Annotated in this window: 19 protein-coding genes and 1 pseudogene; 12 read left to right on the top strand and 8 right to left on the bottom strand. The window is 72.0% G+C overall.

The window, feature by feature from the left end; all coding sequences use genetic code 11:
• Window positions 1–81: 81 nt before the first annotated feature.
• Both OIE49_RS05070 and OIE49_RS05065 read left to right on the top strand, forming a co-directional pair.
• Window positions 82–1236, top strand: coding sequence for a PP2C family protein-serine/threonine phosphatase (locus OIE49_RS05070; protein WP_326801265.1), 1155 nt, complete (start codon window positions 82–84; stop codon window positions 1234–1236).
• A 175-nt stretch (window positions 1237–1411) separates the two neighbouring features.
• The gene (locus OIE49_RS05065) at window positions 1412–2689 is read left to right on the top strand and encodes an MFS transporter (protein ID WP_326801264.1); all 1278 of its coding nucleotides are present in this window, start codon (window positions 1412–1414) and stop codon (window positions 2687–2689) included.
• A 64-nt stretch (window positions 2690–2753) separates the two neighbouring features.
• Here the strand turns inward: OIE49_RS05065 and OIE49_RS05060 are convergent, their stop codons facing one another.
• The 3 genes from OIE49_RS05060 to OIE49_RS05050 form a co-directional block, all read right to left on the bottom strand.
• Entirely contained in the window at window positions 2754–2951 is a 198-nt protein-coding gene (locus OIE49_RS05060; RefSeq protein ID WP_326801263.1) for a hypothetical protein, read from the bottom strand.
• Entirely contained in the window at window positions 2893–5289 is a 2397-nt protein-coding gene (locus tag OIE49_RS05055; protein WP_326801262.1) for an ABC transporter substrate-binding protein, read from the bottom strand. The genes OIE49_RS05060 and OIE49_RS05055 overlap by 59 nt, the downstream gene beginning before the upstream one ends.
• A gap of 328 nt (window positions 5290–5617) precedes the next feature.
• Window positions 5618–6118 (bottom strand): inorganic diphosphatase, encoded by a 501-nt coding sequence (locus OIE49_RS05050; RefSeq protein WP_326801261.1) that lies wholly within the window; start codon window positions 6116–6118, stop codon window positions 5618–5620.
• Between the two features lie 132 nt (window positions 6119–6250).
• Here OIE49_RS05050 and OIE49_RS05045 point away from each other — a divergent pair, with 132 nt between their 5' ends.
• Window positions 6251–6430 (top strand): hypothetical protein, encoded by a 180-nt coding sequence (locus tag OIE49_RS05045; RefSeq protein ID WP_326801260.1) that lies wholly within the window; start codon window positions 6251–6253, stop codon window positions 6428–6430.
• A gap of 32 nt (window positions 6431–6462) precedes the next feature.
• On the opposite strand, the gene OIE49_RS05040 is transcribed toward OIE49_RS05045, so the two are convergent.
• Window positions 6463–6930, bottom strand: coding sequence for a hypothetical protein (locus OIE49_RS05040; protein ID WP_326801259.1), 468 nt, complete (start codon window positions 6928–6930; stop codon window positions 6463–6465).
• Window positions 6931–7253: 323 nt separating this feature from the next.
• Between OIE49_RS05040 and OIE49_RS05035 the strand changes: the two genes are divergently transcribed.
• From OIE49_RS05035 to OIE49_RS05015, 5 genes and pseudogenes are all read left to right on the top strand, one after another.
• Window positions 7254–7487 (top strand): hypothetical protein, encoded by a 234-nt coding sequence (locus OIE49_RS05035; RefSeq protein ID WP_100567552.1) that lies wholly within the window; start codon window positions 7254–7256, stop codon window positions 7485–7487.
• A gap of 28 nt (window positions 7488–7515) precedes the next feature.
• Window positions 7516–8418, top strand: a pseudogene (locus OIE49_RS05030) (FAD-binding oxidoreductase); the annotation flags it as partial.
• A gap of 255 nt (window positions 8419–8673) precedes the next feature.
• Complete coding sequence (locus OIE49_RS05025) at window positions 8674–10485, top strand: thiamine pyrophosphate-requiring protein (RefSeq protein WP_326801258.1); 1812 nt, start codon at window positions 8674–8676, stop codon at window positions 10483–10485.
• A 50-nt stretch (window positions 10486–10535) separates the two neighbouring features.
• Entirely contained in the window at window positions 10536–11576 is a 1041-nt protein-coding gene (locus OIE49_RS05020) for a glycosyltransferase family 9 protein (protein ID WP_326801257.1), read from the top strand.
• Entirely contained in the window at window positions 11566–12495 is a 930-nt protein-coding gene (locus tag OIE49_RS05015; protein ID WP_326801256.1) for a glycosyltransferase family 2 protein, read from the top strand. Before OIE49_RS05020 ends, OIE49_RS05015 begins: the two co-directional genes overlap by 11 nt.
• 49 nt (window positions 12496–12544) lie before the next feature.
• Here OIE49_RS05015 and OIE49_RS05010 read toward each other — a convergent pair whose 3' ends face one another.
• Window positions 12545–13312 carry a CAP domain-containing protein gene (locus OIE49_RS05010; RefSeq protein ID WP_326806142.1) on the bottom strand — a complete coding sequence of 256 codons (768 nt, stop codon included), beginning with the start codon at window positions 13310–13312 and terminating at the stop codon, window positions 12545–12547.
• A 449-nt stretch (window positions 13313–13761) separates the two neighbouring features.
• On the opposite strand from OIE49_RS05010, the gene OIE49_RS05005 reads away from it, so the two are divergent.
• The 4 genes from OIE49_RS05005 to OIE49_RS04990 all read left to right on the top strand — a co-directional run bounded on the left by OIE49_RS05005 (window position 13762) and on the right by OIE49_RS04990 (window position 19079).
• A complete protein-coding gene (locus OIE49_RS05005; protein WP_326801255.1) occupies window positions 13762–14199 on the top strand; it encodes a Fur family transcriptional regulator in 438 nt (145 codons plus the stop codon).
• Between the two features lie 32 nt (window positions 14200–14231).
• Window positions 14232–16463 carry a catalase/peroxidase HPI gene (gene katG / locus OIE49_RS05000; protein ID WP_326801254.1) on the top strand — a complete coding sequence of 744 codons (2232 nt, stop codon included), beginning with the start codon at window positions 14232–14234 and terminating at the stop codon, window positions 16461–16463.
• 170 nt (window positions 16464–16633) lie between these two features.
• The gene (locus tag OIE49_RS04995; RefSeq protein WP_326801253.1) at window positions 16634–17092 is read left to right on the top strand and encodes a MarR family winged helix-turn-helix transcriptional regulator; all 459 of its coding nucleotides are present in this window, start codon (window positions 16634–16636) and stop codon (window positions 17090–17092) included.
• Between the two features lie 52 nt (window positions 17093–17144).
• Window positions 17145–19079: an MFS transporter gene (locus tag OIE49_RS04990; protein WP_326801252.1), complete on the top strand. Its 1935-nt coding sequence runs from the start codon at window positions 17145–17147 to the stop codon at window positions 19077–19079.
• 72 nt (window positions 19080–19151) lie between these two features.
• On the opposite strand, the gene sbnA is transcribed toward OIE49_RS04990, so the two are convergent.
• From sbnA to OIE49_RS04975, 3 genes are read right to left on the bottom strand one after another with little or no spacing between them, the layout of a single operon-like run.
• Window positions 19152–20204 (bottom strand): 2,3-diaminopropionate biosynthesis protein SbnA, encoded by a 1053-nt coding sequence (gene sbnA, locus OIE49_RS04985; protein WP_326801251.1) that lies wholly within the window; start codon window positions 20202–20204, stop codon window positions 19152–19154.
• 36 nt (window positions 20205–20240) lie between these two features.
• Window positions 20241–21320, bottom strand: a complete 1080-nt coding sequence (gene sbnB / locus OIE49_RS04980; RefSeq protein WP_326801250.1) for a 2,3-diaminopropionate biosynthesis protein SbnB — start codon at window positions 21318–21320, stop codon at window positions 20241–20243.
• A complete protein-coding gene (locus tag OIE49_RS04975) occupies window positions 21317–22321 on the bottom strand; it encodes a TauD/TfdA family dioxygenase (RefSeq protein ID WP_326801249.1) in 1005 nt (334 codons plus the stop codon). The genes sbnB and OIE49_RS04975 overlap by 4 nt, the downstream gene beginning before the upstream one ends.
• Between the last annotated feature and the right edge of the window lie 55 nt (window positions 22322–22376).

Raw genomic sequence — 22376 nt, 5'->3', positions numbered from 1 at the left:
GGGACAACGGATCGCGCGACTATCCAGTATGGCGGTGATCTCCGGAGGAACTGTTCGACTCGGATGGGGCACATTGGAACCATGCACATCCGGCAGCGCCTCGCCCGGCCGCTGCAGCCGTGGCGGTCGCGGCGCGCCTTGGTGGCGATTCCGCTGGTGCTGATCGTCGCGATCACCCTGGCGGACATCCACTCGCCGGAATCAGTCCACCTCGGCCCACTGCTCGTCGTGGCCCCCGCCCTCACCACCTCGTTCGGCGGCTACCTGCTGACCGGGCTGATCGGGGCCCTTGCGGTGGGGGCGCAGGTGCTCCTCGCCATGCTCCACGGGGGAATGACCGCCCCCAACCACATCTCGCAGCTCATCGCGCTCACGATCCTCACGGCCTTCTGCATGGTCGTGTGCTTCTTCCGGGACCGGCGGAAGGCGGAACTGGCCCAGGTGCGGTCCGTCTCCGAGGCCGCCCAGCGAGCCCTGCTCCGCCCGCTGCCCGACCATCTCGGCGGCCTGCACATCGCCTGCTCGTACCTGGCCGCCGAGAAGGAGGCGTGCATCGGCGGCGACCTGTACGCGGTGGCGCGCACCGGTGACCGTACACGGGTGATCGTCGGTGACGTACGGGGGAAAGGGCTGGCCGCGATCGGAGAGGCGGCCACGCTGCTCGGCTCGTTCCAGGAGGCCGCCCACCACTACCCCACGCTGCCCGCCCTCGCGGAGGCCCTGGACCGCAGCGTCTGCCGGTACCTCACCGAATTCCCGGAAGCCGACGGGGAAGTCCAGGAGCACTTCATCACCGCGCTGCTGCTGGAGATCCCCGAGCACGGCCCCGTGGCCCGGGTCGTCCACTGCGGGCACCCGCCGCCCTTCCTGATCAGGCAGGGGCACGTCGTCTCGCTGACGAGTCCCCGCCCGGCGCCTCCGCTGGGCATGTCGGGGCTGCGGCCGGGCGCCTACGACACGCACGCCTTCTCGTTCCGGCCCGGTGACACGCTGCTCCTCTACACCGACGGTGTGGTGGAGGCCCGCGACAGCAGCCGGGCCTTCTACCCGCTGGAGGAACGGATCGCCCAGTGGGCCAGGTGCGGCCCCAGGACCCTGGTGCAGCACGTGGAACAGGATCTTCTCGCCCACGCCGACGGCGCTCTCGGTGACGACGCCGCCCTCCTCGCCATCCGGCGCACCACCGCGCCGCACAGCGGTCTGCACCTCAGCCATCGGGTGCACGGCGCTGCCTGACGTGGCCCACCAAGGATTCCTGGATGAACAGTCATCTTCTTGGAAACTCTCCACGCAATCCCCGCGCATGGGAAAAAACGTCTCCGCTCGCCTGTTGGCACAAGCAGGCGGTGAACGACGGGCCGGGCCGGTCCCACCGCCGACGGAATCCACCGTCGAGGATGGGAGTTCTCCGATGCCGCTGACGTCGACGGGTCCGCGTACGGGCCGCGCGTCCGAGGAAAGGACCGGAGAGGGCGGGCGCCCGAACTCCGTACTCCGGTACGGTGCGGGGTTCTGGACGGTCGCCGCGGTGTTCGTGACGGCCATGGCGTTCTCCACCGTTCCCACCCCGCTGTATCCCGTGTACAAGGCCCACGACGGGTTCTCCACGTTCACGGTCACCGTCGTGTTCGCCGTCTACGCGGTCGGAGTGCTGATCAGCCTGCTGCTCGCCGGGCACGTATCGGACTGGCTGGGCCGCAAGAAGGTCATGGCGGCGGCGCTGGGACTCGAACTGCTCGCCGCCGTCCTGTTCCTGTCCGCCACGGCCCTGCCCGTACTGATCGCAGCCCGGCTGGTCACCGGTCTCGGCGTCGGCATGCTGACGGCGACCGCCACCGCGTACCTCCAGGAGCTGCACAGCGCCCACCGGCCCGGCACCTCGGCACGGAGGTTCGAGATCGTTTCGACCGCGGCCAACATCGGCGGACTCGGCCTCGGGCCCGTCGCCGCGGGAGTGCTCGCCCAGTACTTCGGTGCGCCGCTCCGGCTGCCGTACGCGGTCTTCGTCGTGCTGCTGGTGGCCGGGGCGGCCGCCGTCGCGCTGATGCCCGAGACCGTCACCAAGCCCGCGGTCAGGCCCGCCTACCACCCGCAGCGGGCCGGGACCGCCCTCCGCGACCCCGGATTCCTCGCCCCCGCCGCGGCCGGTTTCACCTCCATGGCCGTGTTCGGCCTGTTCACCTCGGTGGTGCCCGGCTTCGTCGGCGGCACCCTGCACCACCCGTCCCGGGCACTCGCCGGACTGGTCGTCTCCGCGGTGTTCGCGGCCGCGGCGGCTGCCCAGACGGGCACCGGCCGGCTCCGCGCCCGCACACGCTGGTACGCCGGGCTGCTCGCCCAGGCCGTGGGCATGGCCGTCCTCACGGCCGGTATCCGCCTCGTCAGCCTGCCTCTGTTCCTGCTCGCCGGGATCATCGCCGGAGCGGGCGCCGGCCTGCTGTTCAAGTCCGCCGTCGAACAGGTCGCCGACGCGGCTGCGCCGGCCCGGTGCGGCGAGGCCCTGGCCGGTCTGTTCCTCGCCTCCTACTTCGGCCTGGCGCTGCTTCCCGTCGGCCTGGGCGCCGCCAGCAGCGCCATGAACCTGTCCGACGCGACGACGTGGTTCTCCGTCGTCGTCCTCGCGCTGCTCGCGGCCGTCGCCGTACGCGGCCGCCGCCACGGCCCCACCACGTCACGTCCTCGTGCCTGATCACGAGGCTCCTGGCCCGTCTGCGGGACGGCATGCTCCGTGCCCGGTGACGGCCGGGGGTCCCTCAGCCGGACGGTGACCGGGTGTCCTCGCGGAGGCAGGGGAAGGTGTCGGGCGGGGTGCCCCACTTCTCGGGGTCCTGCCGGTCGGGCAGGATTCCGCAGCTGAGCAGTGTCGTCGTGGCGCCGCCCGGCTGGGCGATCTCACGGATGTAGACGGCCTTGTCGGGTGGGAACTTGTTCCTGGCGTCCAGTTGCAGCACGCCCGACGCGCCGGGGTACTGGGACACGCCATGGGCGGTGAGCCACAGGTAGATGTCGTTGGGCTGGACGTCGGGGGAGGCGGGCAGGAGGTTCTCGACGACCTTGGAGACGATGCCCACGCTGTCGAATCCGCTGGCCGCGTCCGCGTCGGCGCTGTGGTGGTCGAAGACGTCGGCGAAGTCCTGGGTGAACTGCGCGTAGGGATCCCGGGGGTCCCGCGTGGGGGCGTTCGTCGTCTCGTAGAAGAGATTCATGTACGGGTAGGCGCGTCTCCGCCGGACGGAGCTGGAAGTCGAGGGGGGCGCTTTCCGAGATCAGGGGAATGGTCGTTCCCGCCGGTGGCTGGCACTGGCCACCGGCACTCCGCATGGCGTTGAGAAGACTGGGCAGTACTCCGGACCGTGCCAGGTAGACGACGATGCCGTGGGTCGCGGTGACCTTGTTGCACACGTCGGTGGCGATGCTGTCCGGCGTGGTCGCGCCGGGCTTCTCGCTGTAGGTGACCCCGTCGATGTCGCCGTGCGCACGGTAGGCGCGTACGAAGACGTTCCTCAGGTCCGTGCTGAAGGAGGTGTCGGTCGGGTCATAGACGACGACGGCGTGGGGCCTGTCGCTGGTGAGGCGGTGAATCTCGGGGGAGCGGCGGATGAAGTCCGCGAGGATCGGACCCAGGCGTGTGTCGGGCGCCGAGATCTGGAAGTAGCGCTGCGGGGAGTCGGGTCCGACCATGGTGCTGCCGGAGACGCCGCTCGCGACGACGGGAGTCCCGGCACGGTCGAACTCCTGGACCGCCTTCAACGACTCGGGACGGCTCTGCGTGATGCCGATGACCGCCGCGATGTGGTCCGTGCGCTGCCGGTCGATGATCATCTGCGCGACGTCCGGGTTCTTCGGCGCCGCGGCGTTGTGGGCGCCGTACTGGAAGTACTGGCCGGTGTTGGCGATGAGCAGGCGGATCGGCATCTTGTTCTGGCGGACACCGGAGTTCAGCTTGTGCTGCTGGGCGATCACGCCGCGCAGGATCTGCAGTCCGAGCGGCGGATCGTCGTACACACCGTCCTGCAGACTCAGGGGAGCGAGAAAGACCAAGGTGCGGTACGGCCCGTCGGGAATCCGGGCGTTCTCCACGGCAACCCGATGCTCCAGGTCCCGCAGTTCCTGCCCGCGGTCTCCCGGCACGCCCAGATGGCATTGCTCGCCGTCGGTGACACCCACCCGCTCACCGGTCCCCACGGTCAGGCACGAGGGAGGCGCGCCGACCGGTGGGGACCAGGGGTGGCTCGGGGCCAGCAGGAGTCCCGCGGTCGCCACGCCCACGACGGGCAGGACCGACGGACGGAGCCAGTCCAGGGGGTGGTCCTTGCGGGCCATGACTCCCGGACCGTTCTCGATCTTGTACTTCGCCGTACCGTCCGAGTCGTCCGCGGCCGGCAGCGTGACGAGGCGTACGGGCTCGGCACTGTCTTCGCCGAGGACGGTGCAGACCTTGTCGGCGATGCCGTTCGGCCGGTCGAGGTCGGCGTCGAGCGGGATGGCGTAGTCCGGCGGTGGGCCCGCGCAGGCGGCCAGGACGAGCAGCGGCCTGGTCGGATGGTCGCCGGCCAGTTCCTCGAAGGTGCCGAGGAACGCCCGACCGGGGCCGTCCGGGTCGTCGATCTCCGGGATGAGAACGACGAAGGACCACCGGCGCCGGTCCCGCAGGTGACTCAGCCAGGTCCTGCCCCGGGTCGCCCTGCGCAGGTCGGTCAGGAGCGCCCGCAACAGGATGCGCCGCACGCGCTGGTCCTCGCGACCCAGTTCGCCGTCACGGCAGAAGTCGAGCGCGGCGTCCAGGAAGCTGCGCCGGTTGCATTCGCCGGCCACCCAGCGCAGGCCCCAGTGCCGCAGATGGAACCGGTAACACAGCTTGGGAAGGCCGACGATCACGGCGGCGACGAGTCCTTGGAGCCAGCCGGTCAGAGCATGCTGACCCAGGAAGTCCGCCACGTACGCGCCGGCGCGCAGCGACCTCCGCCTCTGCAGCATTTCCGCGTAGAGGGTCTCGACGATGGGCTGCTGCTCGGCCTGGACGTCTCCCGCGCCGCGTTCCGCTTCCAGTACGGCCCGGCACGTGTGGAAGGCCCGCAGCCGTAGATGCCCCGAGGGCATGGTGCGCTGGAACGTCCGTGCCACATGGTCGATCGCCGGGAGGAAGCCGTCGATCGGTTCCGCGTCGTCGACGACCGCATGCGGCACCCGCCAGCGCGCGTTGCCGTGGCCTCGTGCCAGTCGGCTCTCGTACTCCCGGATCATGAAGGCGGGCCATGTGGCATCACCGCCGTCCTGTCTGCTGAGCACCAGGGCGGGCACCCTCTCGGCCCCTGACCTTCTGGCCGCGAAGGCATCCAGCTGGCGTATCAGACGGTCCGACCACCTGGGGTACCCCGGCGTCGAGTCCCTGGGGCCGGGCGAGTTGGGCACATGTGCCTCCGGGGGAGAAGTAGGGAGGTCAACATGCCATGAGCAGGCGGCGTGAAAGTGCTTTTATCCGTCAATGGCCCGTACTGAGTGGTTCGGATCGTTTCGGGGTCGCGCATTGCCGGCCCCGTGACGCGATGAGCCCGCGCGTTGACGGCGGTACATCAAGCGCGCGGGCGCCGGCCGGCGATGGGGTTCCGCAGTCCCGTCAGCTGTGGACCGGCGTGTGCCCGCCGGTGGCACGGGCGCGGGAGGCGTCGATCTCCGCGTAGGCCTGCTCGCGGCACTCCCAGTGCGAGCCCTCGACGGACTTGCCGGGTTCCAGGTCCTTGTACACCTCGAAGAAGTGGGTGATCTCCAGCCGGTCGAAGAGGGAGATGTCGTCGATGTCCTGCACGCCCGCGTACCGGGGATCGTGGGCGGGCACGCAGAGGATCTTCTCGTCGGGGCCGCGCTCGTCCTTCATGGCGAACATGCCCACCGCCCGGCACTCGACGAGGCAGCCGGGGAACGTCGGCTCGCCGGTCAGCACGAGCGCGTCCAGCGGGTCGCCGTCACGCCCCAGGGTGCCGTCGATGTAGCCGTAGTCCGCCGGATACTGGGTGGAGGTGAACAGCAGCCGGTCCAGCCGGATGCGGTGCAGTTCGTGATCCATCTCGTACTTGTTCCGGGACCCCTGGGGGATCTCCACGATCACGTCGAACTCCATGGTGTCCTCCTGGGCAGGCCTCCAGCCTACGCCGGACGGAGCACCGCTTTCCGGCCGTGGCGAACCGGTGCGGCGGCCGGTGGACCGGGTACTCGGAAGGCCTCCCGGTGAAGGTGAAGGAGTGATGGGCTCATGGCAGGAGACGACGACGACTTCTACACCCGGGATCGTCCGGAGAACCCCGACCTCGAGGAGGACCGCCCGCGCGGTGGCGGCGGCGAGCCCGCCGGCAACGGTGCGCTCGGGTCCTTCTGGGTCCTGTACGTCGTGGTGGCGGTGGTGATCGTGATCATGTTCGTGACGCTCATCTGACCGTGACGCTCATCTGACGCAGGGCGGCCTGCTCACGGGCGACGTTCCGCGGCCGTCACAAGGCCGTGGGTGACCAGTCCGTACAGCAGGTGCGGCACCGCGTCCGACAGCCAGTCCTTGGCCGGCCAGTCAGCCGGGTCGCTCACTCCCAGCCGGGCCATCGGCACGTCCGTCGCGGCCATGGCCAGGGCGCCGGTGACCACACCTCCCAGCCACCAGGGCATCCTGACCCCCGCCCGACGGGCCAGCGCGACGGCCGTGCCCGTGCCGACGCCCACGGCGATGCCGGACAGCGCGCCGAGGCCGGAGAGCCGGTTGTCCCGGCTGTCGTCCGGTCCGGCGACCGGATGGCCCAGGTCCTCCGCGAGCTTGTCCACCACCTGCGCGGGGACCTGGCTGGCCGGCCTTCCCCGCCACGCCATGTCGGCGTAGGTCACGGCGTTCAGTACGGTCGTTCCGGCGGCACCGGCCACGCCACCACGCACCATGCTCCCGATCATGTCGGGCCGGGTTCCCCCAGTCTTGGGTACGAATCGCGCGGGGGCCGAAGTCCCCCGCGAGTCCCCCGCGCGAGGTCATGCGCCACGGTGGCGGAGCGCCTCGCGCAAGGCCGTGCGTCAGGCCCCGCGCAGGGCCCGCCCTCAAGGCCTCGCGAACACGGCCGCCCCCAATGGCCGGGAGATCGCATACCCCTTGCCGCTCTTGGGCACTCGGGCCTCGTCATCGAGGGGCGGACGGCCGCGGTCAGTGACCGCGCCACGGACCGTGACGATCACTGGCCGCGCATCCGGCCCCACGGATTCCGACGGTGGAGGAGAGCGTGATGGCGAGGAACACCGAGACCGGCAAGGTCACCGGCACCCTGGACAAGGACTACAACCTGCTCTGGTACGTCGAGGAGTGCCTGGGCAACGCCCTGCGCCTGGAGACCTACATCGACGACGCCGAGCGCGAGCACGACGCCGACCTGGTCGAACTCTTCCGCAAGGCGCAGGCCGACAGTCGCAAGGGTGCCGAGATGGGCAAGGAACTGCTCCGCGGCCGGCTCGCCGGCTGACTCCTGCCCACCCGTGACTCCCACACCCGTGCAGCCGGCCGCGTCGAACGCGGCCGGCCTCGAAGCCGCGCTGCTCGCCGAGACCGAGGCCGAAGTCCGCTTCGACGCCGGCAGCAGGGGCGCGTACGCCACCGACGGCTCCAACTACCGGCAGGTCCCGATCGGGGTCGTCGTCCCACGTGACATCGAGTCCGGTGCCCGGGCCGTCGAGGTGTGCGCACGGTTCGGCGCCCCGGTCCTGTCCCGGGGCGGCGGGACCAGCCTGGCCGGTCAGGCGACCAACGCGGCGGTGATCGTCGACTGGACGAAGTACTGCCACCGGCTCGTGTCGGTCGATCCCGGCGCCCGCACCTGCGTCGTGGAGCCGGGGATCGTCCTGGACGAGCTCAACCGCCGACTGTCCGGCCCCCGACTCCAGTTCGGGCCCAAGCCGTCGACGCACACCCACCGTGCGCTGGGCGGAATGATCGGCAACAACTCCTGCGGCGCCTCCGCGCAGGCGTACGGCAAGACCGTGGACAACGTACGCCGCCTGGAGATCCTCACCTACGACGGCACACGGATGTGGGTGGGGCCCACCCCGAAGGCCGAGCGGGAGCGAATCGCGGAGGAGGGCGGCCGCAGGGCCGAGATCCACGCCGGCCTCGACCACATCATCACCGAGTACCTCGCGGACGTGTGTCACGGCTACCCGGACATTCCGCGCCGCGTCTCCGGCTACAACCTGGACTCCCTGCTGCCGGAGAAGGGCTTCGACGTCGCCAGGGCCCTGGTGGGCAGCGAGGGCACCCTCGTGACCGTGCTGCGCGCCGAGCTCGACCTCGTGCCCGTACCGCCGTTCCAGTCGCTGCTCGTCCTCGGGTACGACGACATCTGCACTGCCGCCGACGACGTCCCGCGCCTCCTGGAACACAGCGAGCCCAGCCAACTCCGGCACCGGCCGCGAGGCCCTGCACCTGGCCGAGGCACTGGCACTCGGACTCGACGGGGCACTCCCCGCCCACCTGCCCGAACGTCTCGCGGGCGCCCCGCGAAGCCGTCACGGGCCGGCGGTCGGACGGCCACCGCCGTCGCCGCCGCCCTCGCTGCCACCGCCGTGACAGCGGCCGGCCGCGGCGCGGTGCGCCGCCTGCGCCGTGCCCCCTAGCCCCCGCACCCTCTCCGCTCCACCGGAAAGGTTCCCCGCATGTCCATCAAGGTCTCCGACTACCTTCTCCAGCGCCTGCGCGAGTGGGAGGTGGAGTACGTCTTCGCCTACCCCGGCGACGGCATCAACGGCCTGCTCGCCGCGTGGGGCCGGGCCGACAACCGGCCGAGGTTCATCCAGGCCCGGCACGAGGAGATGGCCGCCTTCGAAGCGGTCGGCTACGCCAAGTTCTCCGGCAAACCGGGCGTGTGCGCGGCCACCTCGGGGCCCGGGGCCATCCACCTGCTCAACGGCCTGTACGACGCCAAACTGGACCACGTGCCCGTGGTCGCCGTCGTCGGCCAGACCAACCGCAGCGCCATGGGCGGCTCCTACCAGCAGGAGGTCGACCTGCCGGCCCTCTACAAGGACGTCGCCTCCGACTTCTGCGAGACGGTCACCGTCCCCGAGCAACTGCCCAACGTGCTCGACCGCGCCATGCGCACCGCCCTGGCCCGGCGTTCGGTGACGGCCGTCATCATCCCCGCCGACGTGCAGGAACTCGACTACTCGCCGCCCGAGCACGCCTTCAAGATGGTGCCGTCCAGCCTGGGCATGTCCTACTACGCGCCGGTGCCCTCCGAGGAGGCTCTCGCCCGGGCGGCGGAGGTCCTCAACTCCGGGCAGAGGCCCGCGATCCTCGTCGGCCAGGGCGCCCGCGGCGCACGGCAGGAGGTCATGCAGGTCGCCGAACACCTCGGCGCCGGCGTTGCCAAGGCACTGCTGGGCAAGGACGCCCTCGACGACGAACTGCCCTACGTCACCGGCGCGATCGGGCTGCTCGGCACCCGCCCCTCGTACGAGATGATGCGGGACTGCGACACGCTCCTGGTCGTCGGCTCCAGCTTCCCGTACACGCAGTTCCTGCCCGAGTTCGGCCAGGCGCGGGCCGTGCAGATCGACATCGACCCCCACATGATCGGCCTGCGCTACCCCTTCGAGGTCAACCTGGTCGGGGACGCCGCCGTGACGCTGCGCCGGCTGCTGCCGTCGCTCAAGGTGGCCCGGGAGCACGGCTGGCGCCAGAAGATCGAGCGGGACACCGCGGACTGGTGGGAGGTCATGCGGCGGCGCGCGGCCGTCGAGGCCGACCCCATCAACCCCGAGTACGTCGCCCACGCGCTGAACGACCTGCTCCCCGACAACGCCATCCTGGCCGCGGACTCCGGGTCCGCCGCCAACTGGTACGCCCGCCACCTCAAGCTGCGCGGTGCCATGCGCGGTTCGCTGTCGGGCACCCTCGCCACCATGGGGCCCGGTGTGCCGTACGCCATCGGCGCGAAGTTCGCGCACGGCGACCGGCCGGCGATCGCCCTGGTCGGCGACGGGGCGATGCAGATGAACGGCATGGCCGAGCTGATCACCGTCGCCAAGTACTGGCGGGACTGGGCCGATCCGCGACTGATCGTCGCCGTCCTCAACAACCGGGACCTGAACCAGGTGACCTGGGAGATGCGTGCCATGGAGGGCGCACCGCAGTTCCTGCCGTCGCAGTCCATCCCCGACGTCGCCTACGCCGACTTCGCCCGCTCGCTCGGTCTGGAGGCCATCCGGATAGAGAAGCCCGGCGAGGTGACGGGGGCGTGGGAGGCCGCCCTCGCGACGGACCGGCCCTGCGTGCTGGACTTCGTGACCGATCCGGCCGTACCGCCCATCCCGCCGCACGCCACCCTCGACCAGATCGAGGCCGCCGCGACCGCCGTCCTCAAGGGCGACACGGACCGTGCGGCGGTGGTCCGCCAGGGCTTCAAAGCCAAGGTCCAGGAATTCCTCCCCACCCATCGCGACCGGGGTCGCCACCCCAACGTGTGAAACCCGACACCCCGGTCCAGGGCATGGACGTACGCACCAAGGAGCGCCTGATGGTTGGTGACACGCAGCCGTTCTCCTGGGGTCGGGTGTTCGTGACCGGCGGTGCCGGCTTCCTCGACTCCCACCTGTCCGAGCGGCCGCTGACGCGGACCCCGGGCCTCGGCGCCCCGCCGGCCGGCGTGCCCGCGCTGCGCGACGTCCGCCGCGCCCTCCCCGACCGGCAGCTCGTCCTCGCCGCGCCGCCCGGCCTCACCGAGGCCGCGTACGCCACCGACGCGGTCGACGCCGTCCTGCCGGCCGAGGCGCCCGCCAGGACCGTACCCCCGCTCACCCACTGGCCCGGACCCCCGCCGGACCCGGCCATCGACCTGCACGTCAACGGCCCCGAGAGCCGCGACGCCCTGGCCGCCCCGCACCCGCGCCGGCTGCTCGCCCACGCCTGCCCGGACGGCCCGCCCTGGCGGCCCCACGCCCATGAACGGGAACACCGGTGCGCCTTCCTGCACGCCTACGGCATCCCCGCCGACCTGCTGCTCGCTCGTCCGGCCACGCCCTCCCCGGCGCCCGGCGCGGTCGTGGTGCACCCGGGGGCGGCGTCCGGCTTCCGCCGCCGGACGCCCGAGCGGTACGCCGCCGTCGTACGGTGCCTGCGCGCCGCCGGACACCACGTGGTGGTCACCGCGGGGCCCGGCGAGGACGACCTGGCGCGTTCGGTCGCCGGGCACGGCGGCCTGCGCGCGGCCGCCGCACTGACCGGGGGACTGCCCTTCCACGAGCTGTCCGCGCTGGTGGCGCAGGCGTCCCTGGTCCTCAGCGGGGACACCGGGATCGCCCATCCCGCGGTGGCGCACGGCACCCGCTCCGTCACCCTCTTCGGACCGGTCTCCCCCCGCCTGTGGGGACCGCCGCCCGGCTCACGCCCTCTCGCCCTGTGGAAGCCCGGGCCGCCCGGCGACCCGCACGGCGGCACGGTCGGCGCCCGGCTGCGGCGCATCGGCCCCGGAGGGGTCGCCGCCGCCTGCCTGGCCTCGCTCCGGCAGGCCGCACCCCGCACACGGCGCCGAGGAGCGGAGGCGACGCGTGTCCACTGAACCGGTCACCGCCACGACCCCCGGCACCGCTCCCGGACCCGATCCCCGGGTCACCGTGGCCGTGATCACCCGCGACCGGTGCGCCGGCCTGCTGCGCACCCTCGACGCGCTCGCCGCACTGCCCGAACGGCCACCGGTCGTCGTCGTCGACAACTCGCGCGGCGACAGCACCTGGAGAGCCGTACGGGGCCACCCGGCGATCACCCGCCTGCTGCGCCCCGACGTGAACACCGGCGCCCTCGGCCGCAACCTCGCCGCCCGCCACGCCCGCACCCCCTACGTCGCCTTCAGCGACGACGACTCCTGGTGGACGGCCGGATCCCTGCGCCACGCGGCCGACCTCCTGGACCGCCATCCGCGCCTCGGCCTGCTCGCCGCCCGCACTCTGGTGGGCCACGAGGCCGCCGACGACCCGCTGAACGCCGTCCTCGCCACCTCGCCCCTGCCCTGCGAGCCGGACCTACCCGGCCGCCCGGTGCTCGGTTTCCTCGGCTGCGCCTGCGTAGTGCGCCGCGAGGCCTTCCTGCGCGTCGGCGGCTACCACCCGCTGCTGTCCTTCGGGGGCGAGGAGACCCTGCTCGCCTACGACCTGGCCGCCGGCGGCTGGGGCGTCGTCTACGAGCCGGACCTGCTCGCCTGCCACCACCCGGACCAGGGCGAGCGCACCGGCCGCCCGGCGGTCGTCCGCCGCAACCAGGTGCTGACGACCTGCCTGCGCCGTCCCTGGCCCGTCGCCCTGCGGGCCGGCGCCGCCCTGGCCCTGGCCGCCGCCCTGGGCCGGCCCGGCGCCCGCCGGGCGCTCAAGGAGACCGCCGTCCGGCTGCCGGCCGCCGTCGCCCGGCGCCGCACCCTGCCGCCGCACGTCGAACGGGCCGCGCGCCTGCTGGACGGGCGGACGGCCGGAGGAGGCGCCGGATGACCGCGCACGGCCGGCGCGGTCCGGCCGGGGTGCCAGACCGCGCCGCGGGTCAGCGGCCGGCTCCGAACTCCTGCGTCCAGTAGTTGCCGGGCTGGGCGAGACCGACGCCGATCTCCTTGAAGGAGCAGTTGAGGATGTTCGCCTTGTGGCCGGGGCTGCCCATCCAGCCCGCCATGACCTGCTCCGGGGTGGCGTAACCGTAGGCGACGTTCTCGCCGTAGCTCTGCCAGCTGTAGCCGGCCCGCGTGATCCGGTCGCCCGGGTTGGACCCGTCGGACCCGGTGTGCGACATGTTCTGATGGGCCGCCATGTCCTCGCTGTGCGCCTGAGCGGCCTTGGTCAGCTTGTCGTTCACGGTCAGGGCCGAGCAACCCACCTTGGAACGCTCGGCGTTGACGAGCTCCACGACGCGGGCCGTGGCCTTGGACGAGGCGGAGGTGTCCTTGGACGCGGTCGGTTCGGAAGGAGCCCCCGCGTCGGGCGCGCTTGGCTGGGCGGGCGCACCGGCGTCGGGCGCGCTCGGCTGGGCGGGGGCGGCCGGGCCGGCCGGGGACGCCGGTGAATCGGGGCTGGTCGGGGAGATGTGGTGGCCGTGCCGGCCCCAGCCGGAACCGCCCGGCTGGAATGGGCCGTGACCGCCGGGCCGGAGTTCACCGGCTCCGCCCGGACGGCTCCCGGCGCCGAGGGAGGGGCTGCCTCCGGGGGCGGACGGACTGCCGTTGCAGGCCAGTGCCGTGGAAGGGACGGCGACTGCGCCCACGGCGACGGCGGCGACGACTATGCGCCGGTAGTGCTGCTGCTTGCGGTGCGTGCCCATGCGTTGACCTCGCTCGGGGTGGGGGATCGTCATTCTTGGGACGGCTCCGCAAAGGGTGCAAAGGGCCCCTGGTACTACCTCACCTCGTACTTTCGCGAGACCCTTGCGAAAGCGAACGCGGGCGTGCTGCCTCCGGCTCCCACGGTCTCGGTATTCCTGGCGCCCCGTCAGGGGACCCTCGACTGAGCGGGACGAGGGGTGGCGGCGGGGGAGTGGCGCGTCGGCGGGCCCGCCGGGACGGGCGTCCGCACGAAGGCGGACATATCCCCTATGTCTCCGGCGGGGCATCTACTATGCCGGACGCTTAGTTTCAGGATGGACCGTGACGGATGTCACGGAACCGCGGGTTCCGAGATCCCCTCCCCTCGCGGTCACCGCCGCGGAGACACGACGAGACTTTGACCCTTCGTTTTCTTGAGTCGTTCGTGTTTGCGGCGTAGGTTCGGCGCATGACCGGACCTCGGACCGAGGCCACCGCCGGTGAGCTGCGTGCCGCCGGCCTGCGCGTGACTGCCGCGCGGGTGGCACTGCTCGAAACCGTACGGGCAGGTGATCACCTCGATGCCGAGGCGATTGCCTCCGGGGTGCGCGAACGCGTGGGTCACGTCTCCCTGCAGGCCGTCTACGAGGCGCTGCGCGCGCTCACCGCGGCGGGGCTCGTGCGCCGTATCGAACCGTCCGGCAGCCCGGCCCGGTTCGAGGGGCGCGTCGGGGACAACCACCACCACGTCGTGTGCCGCTCGTGCGGTGCCGTCGCCGACGTCGACTGCGCCGTGGGCGACGCCCCCTGTCTGGCCGCGTCCGAGGACCACGGCTTCTCGATCCACGAGGCCGAGGTCATCTACTGGGGCCTGTGCCCCGCCTGTTCCACCTCCGGCAGTACCTGAGCTCGCGATCCGCCCAGTCCGGAAGGAAGACCATGTCCGAGAACCCCGATGCAATCGTCACCGACGCGAAGACGGAGGGCACAGGCGGCTGCCCGGTCGCGCACGGCCGTGCGGCGCACCCCACCCAGGGCGGCGGGAACCGCCAGTGGTGGCCGGACCGCCTGAACCTGAAGATCCTCGCCAAGAACCCCGCGGTGGCCAACCCCCTCGGCGCGGACTTCGACTACGCCGAGGCGTTCCGCAGCCTCGACCTGCCCGCCGTCAAGCGGGACATCGCCGAGGTGCTGACCACGTCGCAGGACTGGTGGCCCGCGGACTTCGGCCACTACGGCCCCTTCGTCATCCGGATGGCCTGGCACAGCGCCGGCACCTACCGGATCAGCGACGGCCGGGGCGGCGCGGGCGCCGGCCAGCAGCGTTTCGCGCCGCTCAACAGCTGGCCGGACAACGGCAACCTGGACAAGGCCCGCCGCCTGCTGTGGCCGGTGAAGAAGAAGTACGGCCGGAACCTCTCCTGGGCCGACCTCATGATCCTCGCGGGCAATGTCGCCCTGGAGTCGATGGGCTTCAAGACCTTCGGCTACGCCGGCGGCCGCGAGGACGTGTGGGAGCCCGAGGAGGACGTCTACTGGGGCCCCGAGACCACCTGGCTCGGCGACGAGCGCTACACCGGTGACCGCGAGCTGGAGAACCCGCTCGGCGCGGTCCAGATGGGTCTGATCTACGTCAACCCCGAGGGCCCCAACGGCAACCCGGACCCGCTCGCCGCGGCCCGCGACGTCCGTGAGACGTTCCGCCGGATGGCGATGAACGACGAGGAGACGGTCGCCCTGATCGCGGGCGGCCACACCTTCGGCAAGACCCACGGCGCGGGCCCCGCCGACCACGTCGGACCCGCCCCCGAGGGCGCCACGATGGAGGAGCAGGGCCTGGGCTGGCGCAGCACCTACGGCACCGGCAAGGGCGGCGACGCGATCACCAGCGGCCTGGAGGGCATCTGGACGGACACGCCGACCACCTGGGACAACAGCTTCTTCCAGATCCTGTTCGGCTACGAGTGGGAGCTGTTCAAGAGCCCGGCCGGCGCCCACCAGTGGCGGCCGAAGGACGGCGCGGGCGCGGACACCGTCCCCGACGCCCACGACCCGGCCAGGCGGCACGCGCCCACGATGCTGACGACGGACCTCTCCCTGCGGGTCGACCCGGCCTACGAGCCGATCTCGCGGCGCTTCATGGAGAACCCGGAGGAGTTCGCGGACGCCTTCGCGCGCGCGTGGTTCAAGCTGACCCACCGCGACATGGGCCCGGCCGTGCGCTACCTCGGCCCGGAGGTCCCCGCCGAGACGCTGATCTGGCAGGACCCGCTGCCCGAGGCGGACTACGAGCAGATCGACGCCGCGGACGCCGCCGAGCTCAAGGCCAAGGTCCTCGACTCGGGTCTGTCGACGGCGCAGCTCGTGTCCACGGCCTGGGCGTCGGCCTCCACCTTCCGCGGCAGCGACAAGCGCGGCGGCGCCAACGGCGCCCGCATCCGGCTCCAGCCGCAGAGCGGCTGGGAGGTCAACGACCCCGACGAGCTGGCGACGGTGCTGCGCGCCCTGGAGCAGGTCCAGGAGTCCTTCAACGCCGCCCAGGGCGGCGGCAAGCGGGTCTCGCTGGCCGACCTGATCGTGCTCGCCGGCGGCGCGGCCGTCGAGCGGGCCGCCGCGGAGGCCGGCTTCGACGTCGAGGTGCCCTTCACCCCGGGCCGCGTGGACGCCTCGCAGGAGGAGACCGACGCGGAGTCGTTCGCCGCGCTCGAGCCCACCGCCGACGGGTTCCGCAACCACCTCGGGAAGGGTAACCGGCTGCCGGCCGAGTACCTGCTGCTCGACCGGGCGAACCTGCTCACCCTGAGCGCCCCCGAGATGACGGTCCTCGTCGGTGGCCTGCGCGCCCTGGGGGCCACGTACAACGGCTCGCCGCTCGGCGTGCTCACCGAGACGCCCGGCGTGCTGACGAACGACTTCTTCGTCAACCTGCTCGACCTGGGCACGACGTGGCACGCGGTGTCCGAGGACGCCGGCACATTCGAGGGCCGCGACGCCGCCACCGGCGAGGCCAAGTGGACGGGCAGCCGTGCCGACCTGGTCTTCGGGTCCAACTCCGAGCTGCGCGCGCTCGCGGAGGTCTACGCGAGCGACGACGCGAAGGAGCAGTTCGTCCAGGACTTCGTCGCGGCATGGGTCAAGGTCATGAACCTCGACCGGTTCGACCTCGTCTGATCGTGGATCTCGATCGAGGATGACGACAGCCGAACACATCTGATCACGCCCTGCATCGGCTGATCATGGCATCGAGGCCGGCCGGCCCGCTCCGGCCGGCCTCGACGTGTTCGCGCCTCCCGGGATGACGGAATCTTGTTTCGTCCTACACCTAAGTGCATAATGCGCTTATGCATAAGCGGGTTATGGACCCAGTGGGCCCCGAGGCGTCGCCCGAGGACCTGATGATCGCCGTCGAGCAGATGGTCCGGTACGTGCGCCGCAGCGCCACCGCCGGCGGACTGAGCACGGCCGCCTCCTCGGCGCTGTCCCGGCTGGGCCGCGAGGGCCCGTACCGGCTGACGGAGCTGGCGCGGGCGGAGAGCGTGTCCCAGCCCAACATGACCCAGCTCGTGACCCGGCTGGAGCGGGCGGGCCTGGTACGGCGCACCGCGGACCACAGCGACGGCCGGGGCGTCCTCGTGGAGGCCACCGACGCCGGTCTCGAGGTCTTCCGGCAGCGCCGCTCGGAACGGGCCCGGGCCCTCCAGGAACTCGTCGAGGAACTGCCCGAGGCCGAACAGCGCGCGGTGCGTGTCGCGCTGCCGGCCCTGGCCCGTGTCATCGAGGACCGCCAGGCGCGCTCCTGACCCGCCCGCGCCACCGCCGACCACCTCGGCCCACCTCACAGGAGAGGCGTACATGAGTGCACCGCACGCAAAGGCCGCCGGCCACGGAAAGGCCGCCAGTCCTTTCAAACAACCCAAGGCCGTCTGGGCCGTCGCGTTCGCCTGCGTCATCTCGTTCATGGGCATCGGCCTGGTGGACCCGATCCTGCCCGCCCTGGCCCAGAGCCTGCACGCCTCGCCCAGCCAGGTCTCCCTGCTGTTCAGCAGCTACCTGATCGTCACCGCTGTCGCGATGCTGATCGTCGGCTGGTTCTCCAGCCGCTTCGGGGCCAAGCGCACCCTCGTCACCGGCCTGGCCGTCATCGTCGTCTTCGCCGCCCTGGCCGGGACGTCGGGCTCCATCGACGGCATCGTCGGCTTCCGCGCGGGCTGGGGACTGGGCAACGCCCTGTTCATCGCCACCTCGCTGGCCGTCATCGTCGCCTCGGCCAGCGGCGGCTTCGGCGGCGCGATCATCCTCTACGAGACCGCGCTCGGCCTCGGCATCGCCGTGGGTCCGCTGCTCGGCGGCGAACTGGGCGCCATCAGCTGGCGCGGCCCCTTCTTCGGCGTCGCCGTCCTCATGGCCATCGCCCTCGTGGCCACCCTGGCCTTCGTCCCGAACCTGCCGAAGCCCGAACGCCGCACCTCGCCCCTCGCCCCCCTCAAGGCACTGCGCCACCGCGGCCTGCTGACCATGGGCATCATGGCCCTGCTCTACAACTGGGGCTTCTTCACCATGCTCGGCTACGCGCCGTACCCGATGGAGCTGGACGCCCACCAGCTCGGGCTGGTCTTCACCGGCTGGGGCCTGCTCGTGGCCGCCTTCAGCGTCTTCTTCGCCCCGCGCCTCCAGGCCCGCTACGGCACCGCCCCCGTGCTCTACGCCAACCTGGCCGGCCTGAGCGTCGTGATGGCCGTCATAGCCGCCGGTGTCGCCACCCCGGCCGTCGTCATCGTGGCGGTCGTCGTCAGCGGCGCCTTCATCGGCATCAACAACACCCTGACCACCCAGGCCGTCATGCTCGTCTCCCCGGTCGAGCGGCCCGTCGCCTCCTCCGCGTACGGCTTCCTGCGGTTCATCGGCGGCGGCCTGGCCCCCTACGTCGCCGGCAGGCTCGCCGACGCCACCGACCTGAGCGTCCCGTTCTACCTCGGCGCCGCCACCTTCCTCCTCGCCGTTCCCGTGCTGGCCTGCGGCCACCGGCTCCTGCGGCAGGCCGAGACACGCACCGGCGAAGGGGAGCCAGTGCCCCAACAGGCAACGTTCGCCCCGTCGCGACGCCCGGCACGCTCCCCCAAGCTCTTCGAGCAGGGGGGACCCCCACTCGCCGCACCGGCCGAAAGCCCCAGTACGTCCAGTACGAGGACTTCCGGCCGGCACACCGAGGGCACGCACCGGACGCCGCTCCTTCACGGGCAAACGTTGCCTGCCGGGGCACTGGTCACGCCGACGTTCACACCCGTCGGCCCCGCCCCGTCCACCGGCACACCGCCCGTGGTCGTCGCCGTCGGCGCCCACGAAGGGGCCGCCGTGATCGTCGACGCCGCGGCCCGGCTCGCCCGGGACTCCGGCAGCCCCCTGGAGGTCGTGCACGTCCAGCAGACCGCCGTCGTCGAGGAACAGGCGGCCGACGCCGAGGACTTCGAGCAGGCCCGCGCCACCGTCACCGCGCACCTCGACCGCCTCGCCGCCCACGGTGTCCTCGCGCGGGGCCAGATCCTCGGCAGCGTCGGCGACCACGCGGCGGCCGGCCGCGCCCTTGCCCGGCACGCCGCCGAGGTGGGCGCGCGTGCCGTGGCGGTGGGCCGCTCGCCGCGCGGCCCGCTGGCCCAGTTCGCTGACGGCAGCCTCACCGCGGCCCTGACCCACGCCGCCACCTGCACGGTGGTCCTGGTCGACCCCGGCAGCGAGCCCCGGCCGCTGACCGCGGGCACGCTGTCCGAACTGCGCGGCGCCGCGAGCTGACCGGCGGCGTGGCCCCGCACGGGGACCGCGGGGCGGCCGTCAGCCCCGCGGTCCCCGTCCGTGCGGCGGGCGCTACCGCTCGCGTGACCCGCCCTGCGCGGGCGAGCGGGGATCGACGGCGACGGATCCCGCGGTGACCTCCTCCGGGTCGGGTTCCCCCTGGCCGCGCCGGTCGCCGAGGAGCAGGTCGCCGTACAGGTCCTCGAGCCAGGAGGCCTGGTAGATCGTGTCGAGGTAGCGCTCCCCGAGGTCCGGGGCGATGGCCACGGCGGTCAGGTCGCGGGCGTCGTTGCGCGACAGCCACTCCACGGCCCCGCTGACCACCGTCCCCGTGGAACCGCCGAAGAGGAAGCCGCGCCGGGCCAGCCGGTGACAGGCGCGGATGGTATCGGCCTCCTCGACCCGGATCACCTCGTCGACGAAGGACTCGTCGAGCAGCGGCGGGCGCATGCTCATCCCCAGTCCGGGGATCATCCGCCGACCCGGCTGACCGCCGAAGGCGACCGAGCCGACGGTGTCCACCGCGACGATCCGCACCGGCCGGTGCCACTCGCGGAAGAAGCGGGCGCAGCCCATCAGCGTGCCCGTGGTGCCCGCCCCGACGAACAGCACGTCGAGAAGCGGGAACTGACGGGCGATCTCCGGCCCGGTTTTGCGGTAGTGGGCCCCCCAGTTGTTCGGGTTGGTGTACTGGCTGAGCCACACGTACCGCTCGTCGGAGGCGCACAGCGCGCGGACGTAGTCGATCCGCGCGCCGAGGAACCCGCCGTTGGCGTCCAGGTCGGCGATGACGTGCACCTCGCTGCCCAGCGCCTCCATCAGCAGCCGCGCGGACAGATTGCAGCGGGAGTCCGTCACGCAGAGGAACCGGTAGCCCTTGCTGGCGGCGATCATGCTGAGCGCCACACCGAGGTTGCCGGACGAGGACTCGATGAGGATCGAGCTGGGTGTCAGGAGGCCGTCCCGCTCCGCGGCCTCCACCATCTCTGTCGCGGCCTTCATCTTGATGGAGCCGGCGAAGTTGAAGCCCTCGCACTTCAGGTAGAGCGAGCGCCCGAATATCGACCGGAGATCAACGTAGAGTTGGCCTTCGTTGAAGGCGTGAGGGGCTGATATGACGGGCACGCTGGCCTCCTGATGCCTGAGCAGGGGAAGGAACGTTCAGCCGTACCGGCGCAGCTCGTGGAAGAAGTCGTCGATGACGTGCAGGTTTCCGGCGCGGGCCACCTCGTCGTAGACGTACTTGCCGACGGCGAGGTCGAGGACCCCCAGTCCGAACGGTGAGAAGATCACCGGCCGGTCGGTGGGCGGATCCACCCGCCCGGTCATGACGTCGTCGAGGGTGCCGTTCAGGAAGTCCCGGCCGCCGGTGAGCTGCTCGGTCAGATGCGGCGAGGTGTCGGCCTTCAGGCAGTGCTCGACGTCGTCGACGAAGTTGGCCCCCGAGAGAAGTACCTGCGGGGCGAGGTCGCGCAGCGACACGTGCAGGACGACCGGGTGGTGGGTGAACCAGGCCGGGTCGGTGACGTGCGGCTCGCCGGCGATCGTCGCGAAGACCAGCAGGTCGCTGGAGCGGATCAGATCCTCGGGGCTCTCGTGGACGGTGATCTCCGGAGCGTCGCCGTCCGCGCCGGACTGGCGCAGATAGCCGCAGAACCCGGCCGCGCTGTCGGCGGACAGGTCGTACACGCCGACGCTGTCGAAGCCGAAGCCGGTCCCCGTCAGGAAGGTGTGGATGTAGCGGGCGATCAGACCGGTGCCGAAGAAGCCGACCCGGGTGGGGCGGGGCCGGTTGCGGGTGAGCCAGTCGGCGGCCAGCGCCGCGGACGCGGCGGTCCTGGTGGCGCTGATGATGGAGCTCTCCAGGCAAGCGATGGGGTAGCCGGTGTCGTGGTCGTTGAGGACCAGGACCGCCGAGGCCCGGGGCAGTCCCGCGCCGACGTTGTCCGGGAAGCTGGAGATCCACTTCAGCCCGTCCACGCCCGACGGACCGCCGACGGAGGCCGGCAGCGCGATGATCCGGGACGTGGGGCGGTCGGTGAAGCGCAGGAAATACGACGGCGGGTTCACCGTACTGCCGGAGCCGTGCAGCCGGTACGTCGCCTCGACCAGTCCGGTGAGCTGCTTCTGGCGCCCTTCGAGCGCCTGCTGCACCTGGGCGCCGGAGATCACGGCGAAGGTGGGCACCGGGGCCGTCCGGGAGGCGGCCCGGTCGGTGGCGGGGGAGGTCACGGAGGTCATCGCCGGCTTCCCTTCGTGGTCGGGCCGTACTCGGCCAGGCGCTGGGGCTCGGCCATGGCGACGAGTACCTGCCGGTCACCGGTGAAGGCCTCTCTGCTGTGCGCGGTGCGTATGTTGTCGACCAGCAGCAGGTCGCCGGACTGCCAGGGCTCGCGGCGGGTGTGCGCCTCGTAGGTCTCGTTGAGCAGCTGGATCACCTCCTCGCCGATCGGTCCGCCGTCGCCGAAGCGGGTGTTGAACGGCAGCCCGTCCGCGCCGTACTCGTCCACCAGGTACTCGCGCACCTCCGGGGCCAGCGTCCACTCGTTGAGGAAGGCGATCTGGTTGAACCAGCAGCGCCGGCCGGTGACCGGGTGCCGCACCACGGCGCAGCGCCGCTGCCGGGTGCGCAGTCCGCCGTCGGGCTGCCAGGCGAACTCGATGGCGTGGGCGCGGCAGTAGTTCTCGACGGTCTCGCGGTCCTCGGTGCCGAACGACTCCGCCAGGGACGCCCCGATCTCGTCGTTGTAGCTGCGGGTGAGCAGCCAGCCCTCGCGCTCGAAGCGCTCGGTCAGCCCGGCGGGCAGCGCGTTCAGGACGGCCTCCGCGTCGGCCACCGCGGTCGCCCCGCCCTCGGCGGGCGCGGTCGGGCACGCGAACAGCATCAGCCCGGGCACCTTCAGCGCGTAACTCAGCTCGTGGTGCATGCACATGGGCTGATTGGCGGGCCAGGCGGTGGAGGAGTACAGACCGGGGCCGTAGGACTCGCGGGGGGCGAAGGCCTCCCGCTCCGGCATCAGGGGGCCGGCCAGTTCCGTGAAGACGGCGGATATCTGCTCCGCCTCCGCCAGTCCCAGGCCGCGCACGAACAGTGCTCCGTGCTCGGCGACCCGTGCCCGCAGCGCCTCGCGGTGCTCGGCCGCCCATCCGGTCGCGTCCGCAGGGGTGTCGACGCACAGGACGGGCGGTCTGCCCGGGCGCATCTCCACCTCCAGCACCGAAGCCGGGGATGAGAACGACATCTGGGTTTCCTTTCGTTCGTCACCAGCGAGGCTCACAGAGCGGGCCTCGGCGGTG

It is taken from the genome of Streptomyces sp. NBC_01788, from assembly GCF_035917575.1.
Classification (GTDB): Bacteria; Actinomycetota; Actinomycetes; order Streptomycetales; family Streptomycetaceae; genus Streptomyces.
This window is presented reverse-complemented; position numbering and strand designations above follow the sequence as displayed.

Bases quoted from the DNA above. Each gene is read 5' to 3' on its own strand.
- OIE49_RS05045 (WP_326801260.1), top strand. From the start codon at position 6,251: ATGGCAGGAGACGACGACGACTTCTACACCCGGGATCGTCCGGAGAAC.
- OIE49_RS04975 (WP_326801249.1), bottom strand. From the start codon at position 22,321: ATGTCGTTCTCATCCCCGGCTTCGGTGCTGGAGGTGGAGATGCGCCCG.
- OIE49_RS05040 (WP_326801259.1), bottom strand. From the start codon at position 6,930: ATGATCGGGAGCATGGTGCGTGGTGGCGTGGCCGGTGCCGCCGGAACG.
- OIE49_RS05010 (WP_326806142.1), bottom strand. From the start codon at position 13,312: ATGGGCACGCACCGCAAGCAGCAGCACTACCGGCGCATAGTCGTCGCC.
- OIE49_RS04990 (WP_326801252.1), top strand. From the start codon at position 17,145: ATGAGTGCACCGCACGCAAAGGCCGCCGGCCACGGAAAGGCCGCCAGT.
- OIE49_RS05020 (WP_326801257.1), top strand. From the start codon at position 10,536: ATGGTTGGTGACACGCAGCCGTTCTCCTGGGGTCGGGTGTTCGTGACC.
- OIE49_RS05050 (WP_326801261.1), bottom strand. From the start codon at position 6,118: ATGGAGTTCGACGTGATCGTGGAGATCCCCCAGGGGTCCCGGAACAAG.
- OIE49_RS04995 (WP_326801253.1), top strand. From the start codon at position 16,634: ATGCATAAGCGGGTTATGGACCCAGTGGGCCCCGAGGCGTCGCCCGAG.
- OIE49_RS05035 (WP_100567552.1), top strand. From the start codon at position 7,254: ATGGCGAGGAACACCGAGACCGGCAAGGTCACCGGCACCCTGGACAAG.
- katG (WP_326801254.1), top strand. From the start codon at position 14,232: ATGTCCGAGAACCCCGATGCAATCGTCACCGACGCGAAGACGGAGGGC.
- OIE49_RS05025 (WP_326801258.1), top strand. From the start codon at position 8,674: ATGTCCATCAAGGTCTCCGACTACCTTCTCCAGCGCCTGCGCGAGTGG.
- sbnB (WP_326801250.1), bottom strand. From the start codon at position 21,320: ATGACCTCCGTGACCTCCCCCGCCACCGACCGGGCCGCCTCCCGGACG.
- OIE49_RS05005 (WP_326801255.1), top strand. From the start codon at position 13,762: ATGACCGGACCTCGGACCGAGGCCACCGCCGGTGAGCTGCGTGCCGCC.
- OIE49_RS05070 (WP_326801265.1), top strand. From the start codon at position 82: ATGCACATCCGGCAGCGCCTCGCCCGGCCGCTGCAGCCGTGGCGGTCG.
- OIE49_RS05065 (WP_326801264.1), top strand. From the start codon at position 1,412: ATGCCGCTGACGTCGACGGGTCCGCGTACGGGCCGCGCGTCCGAGGAA.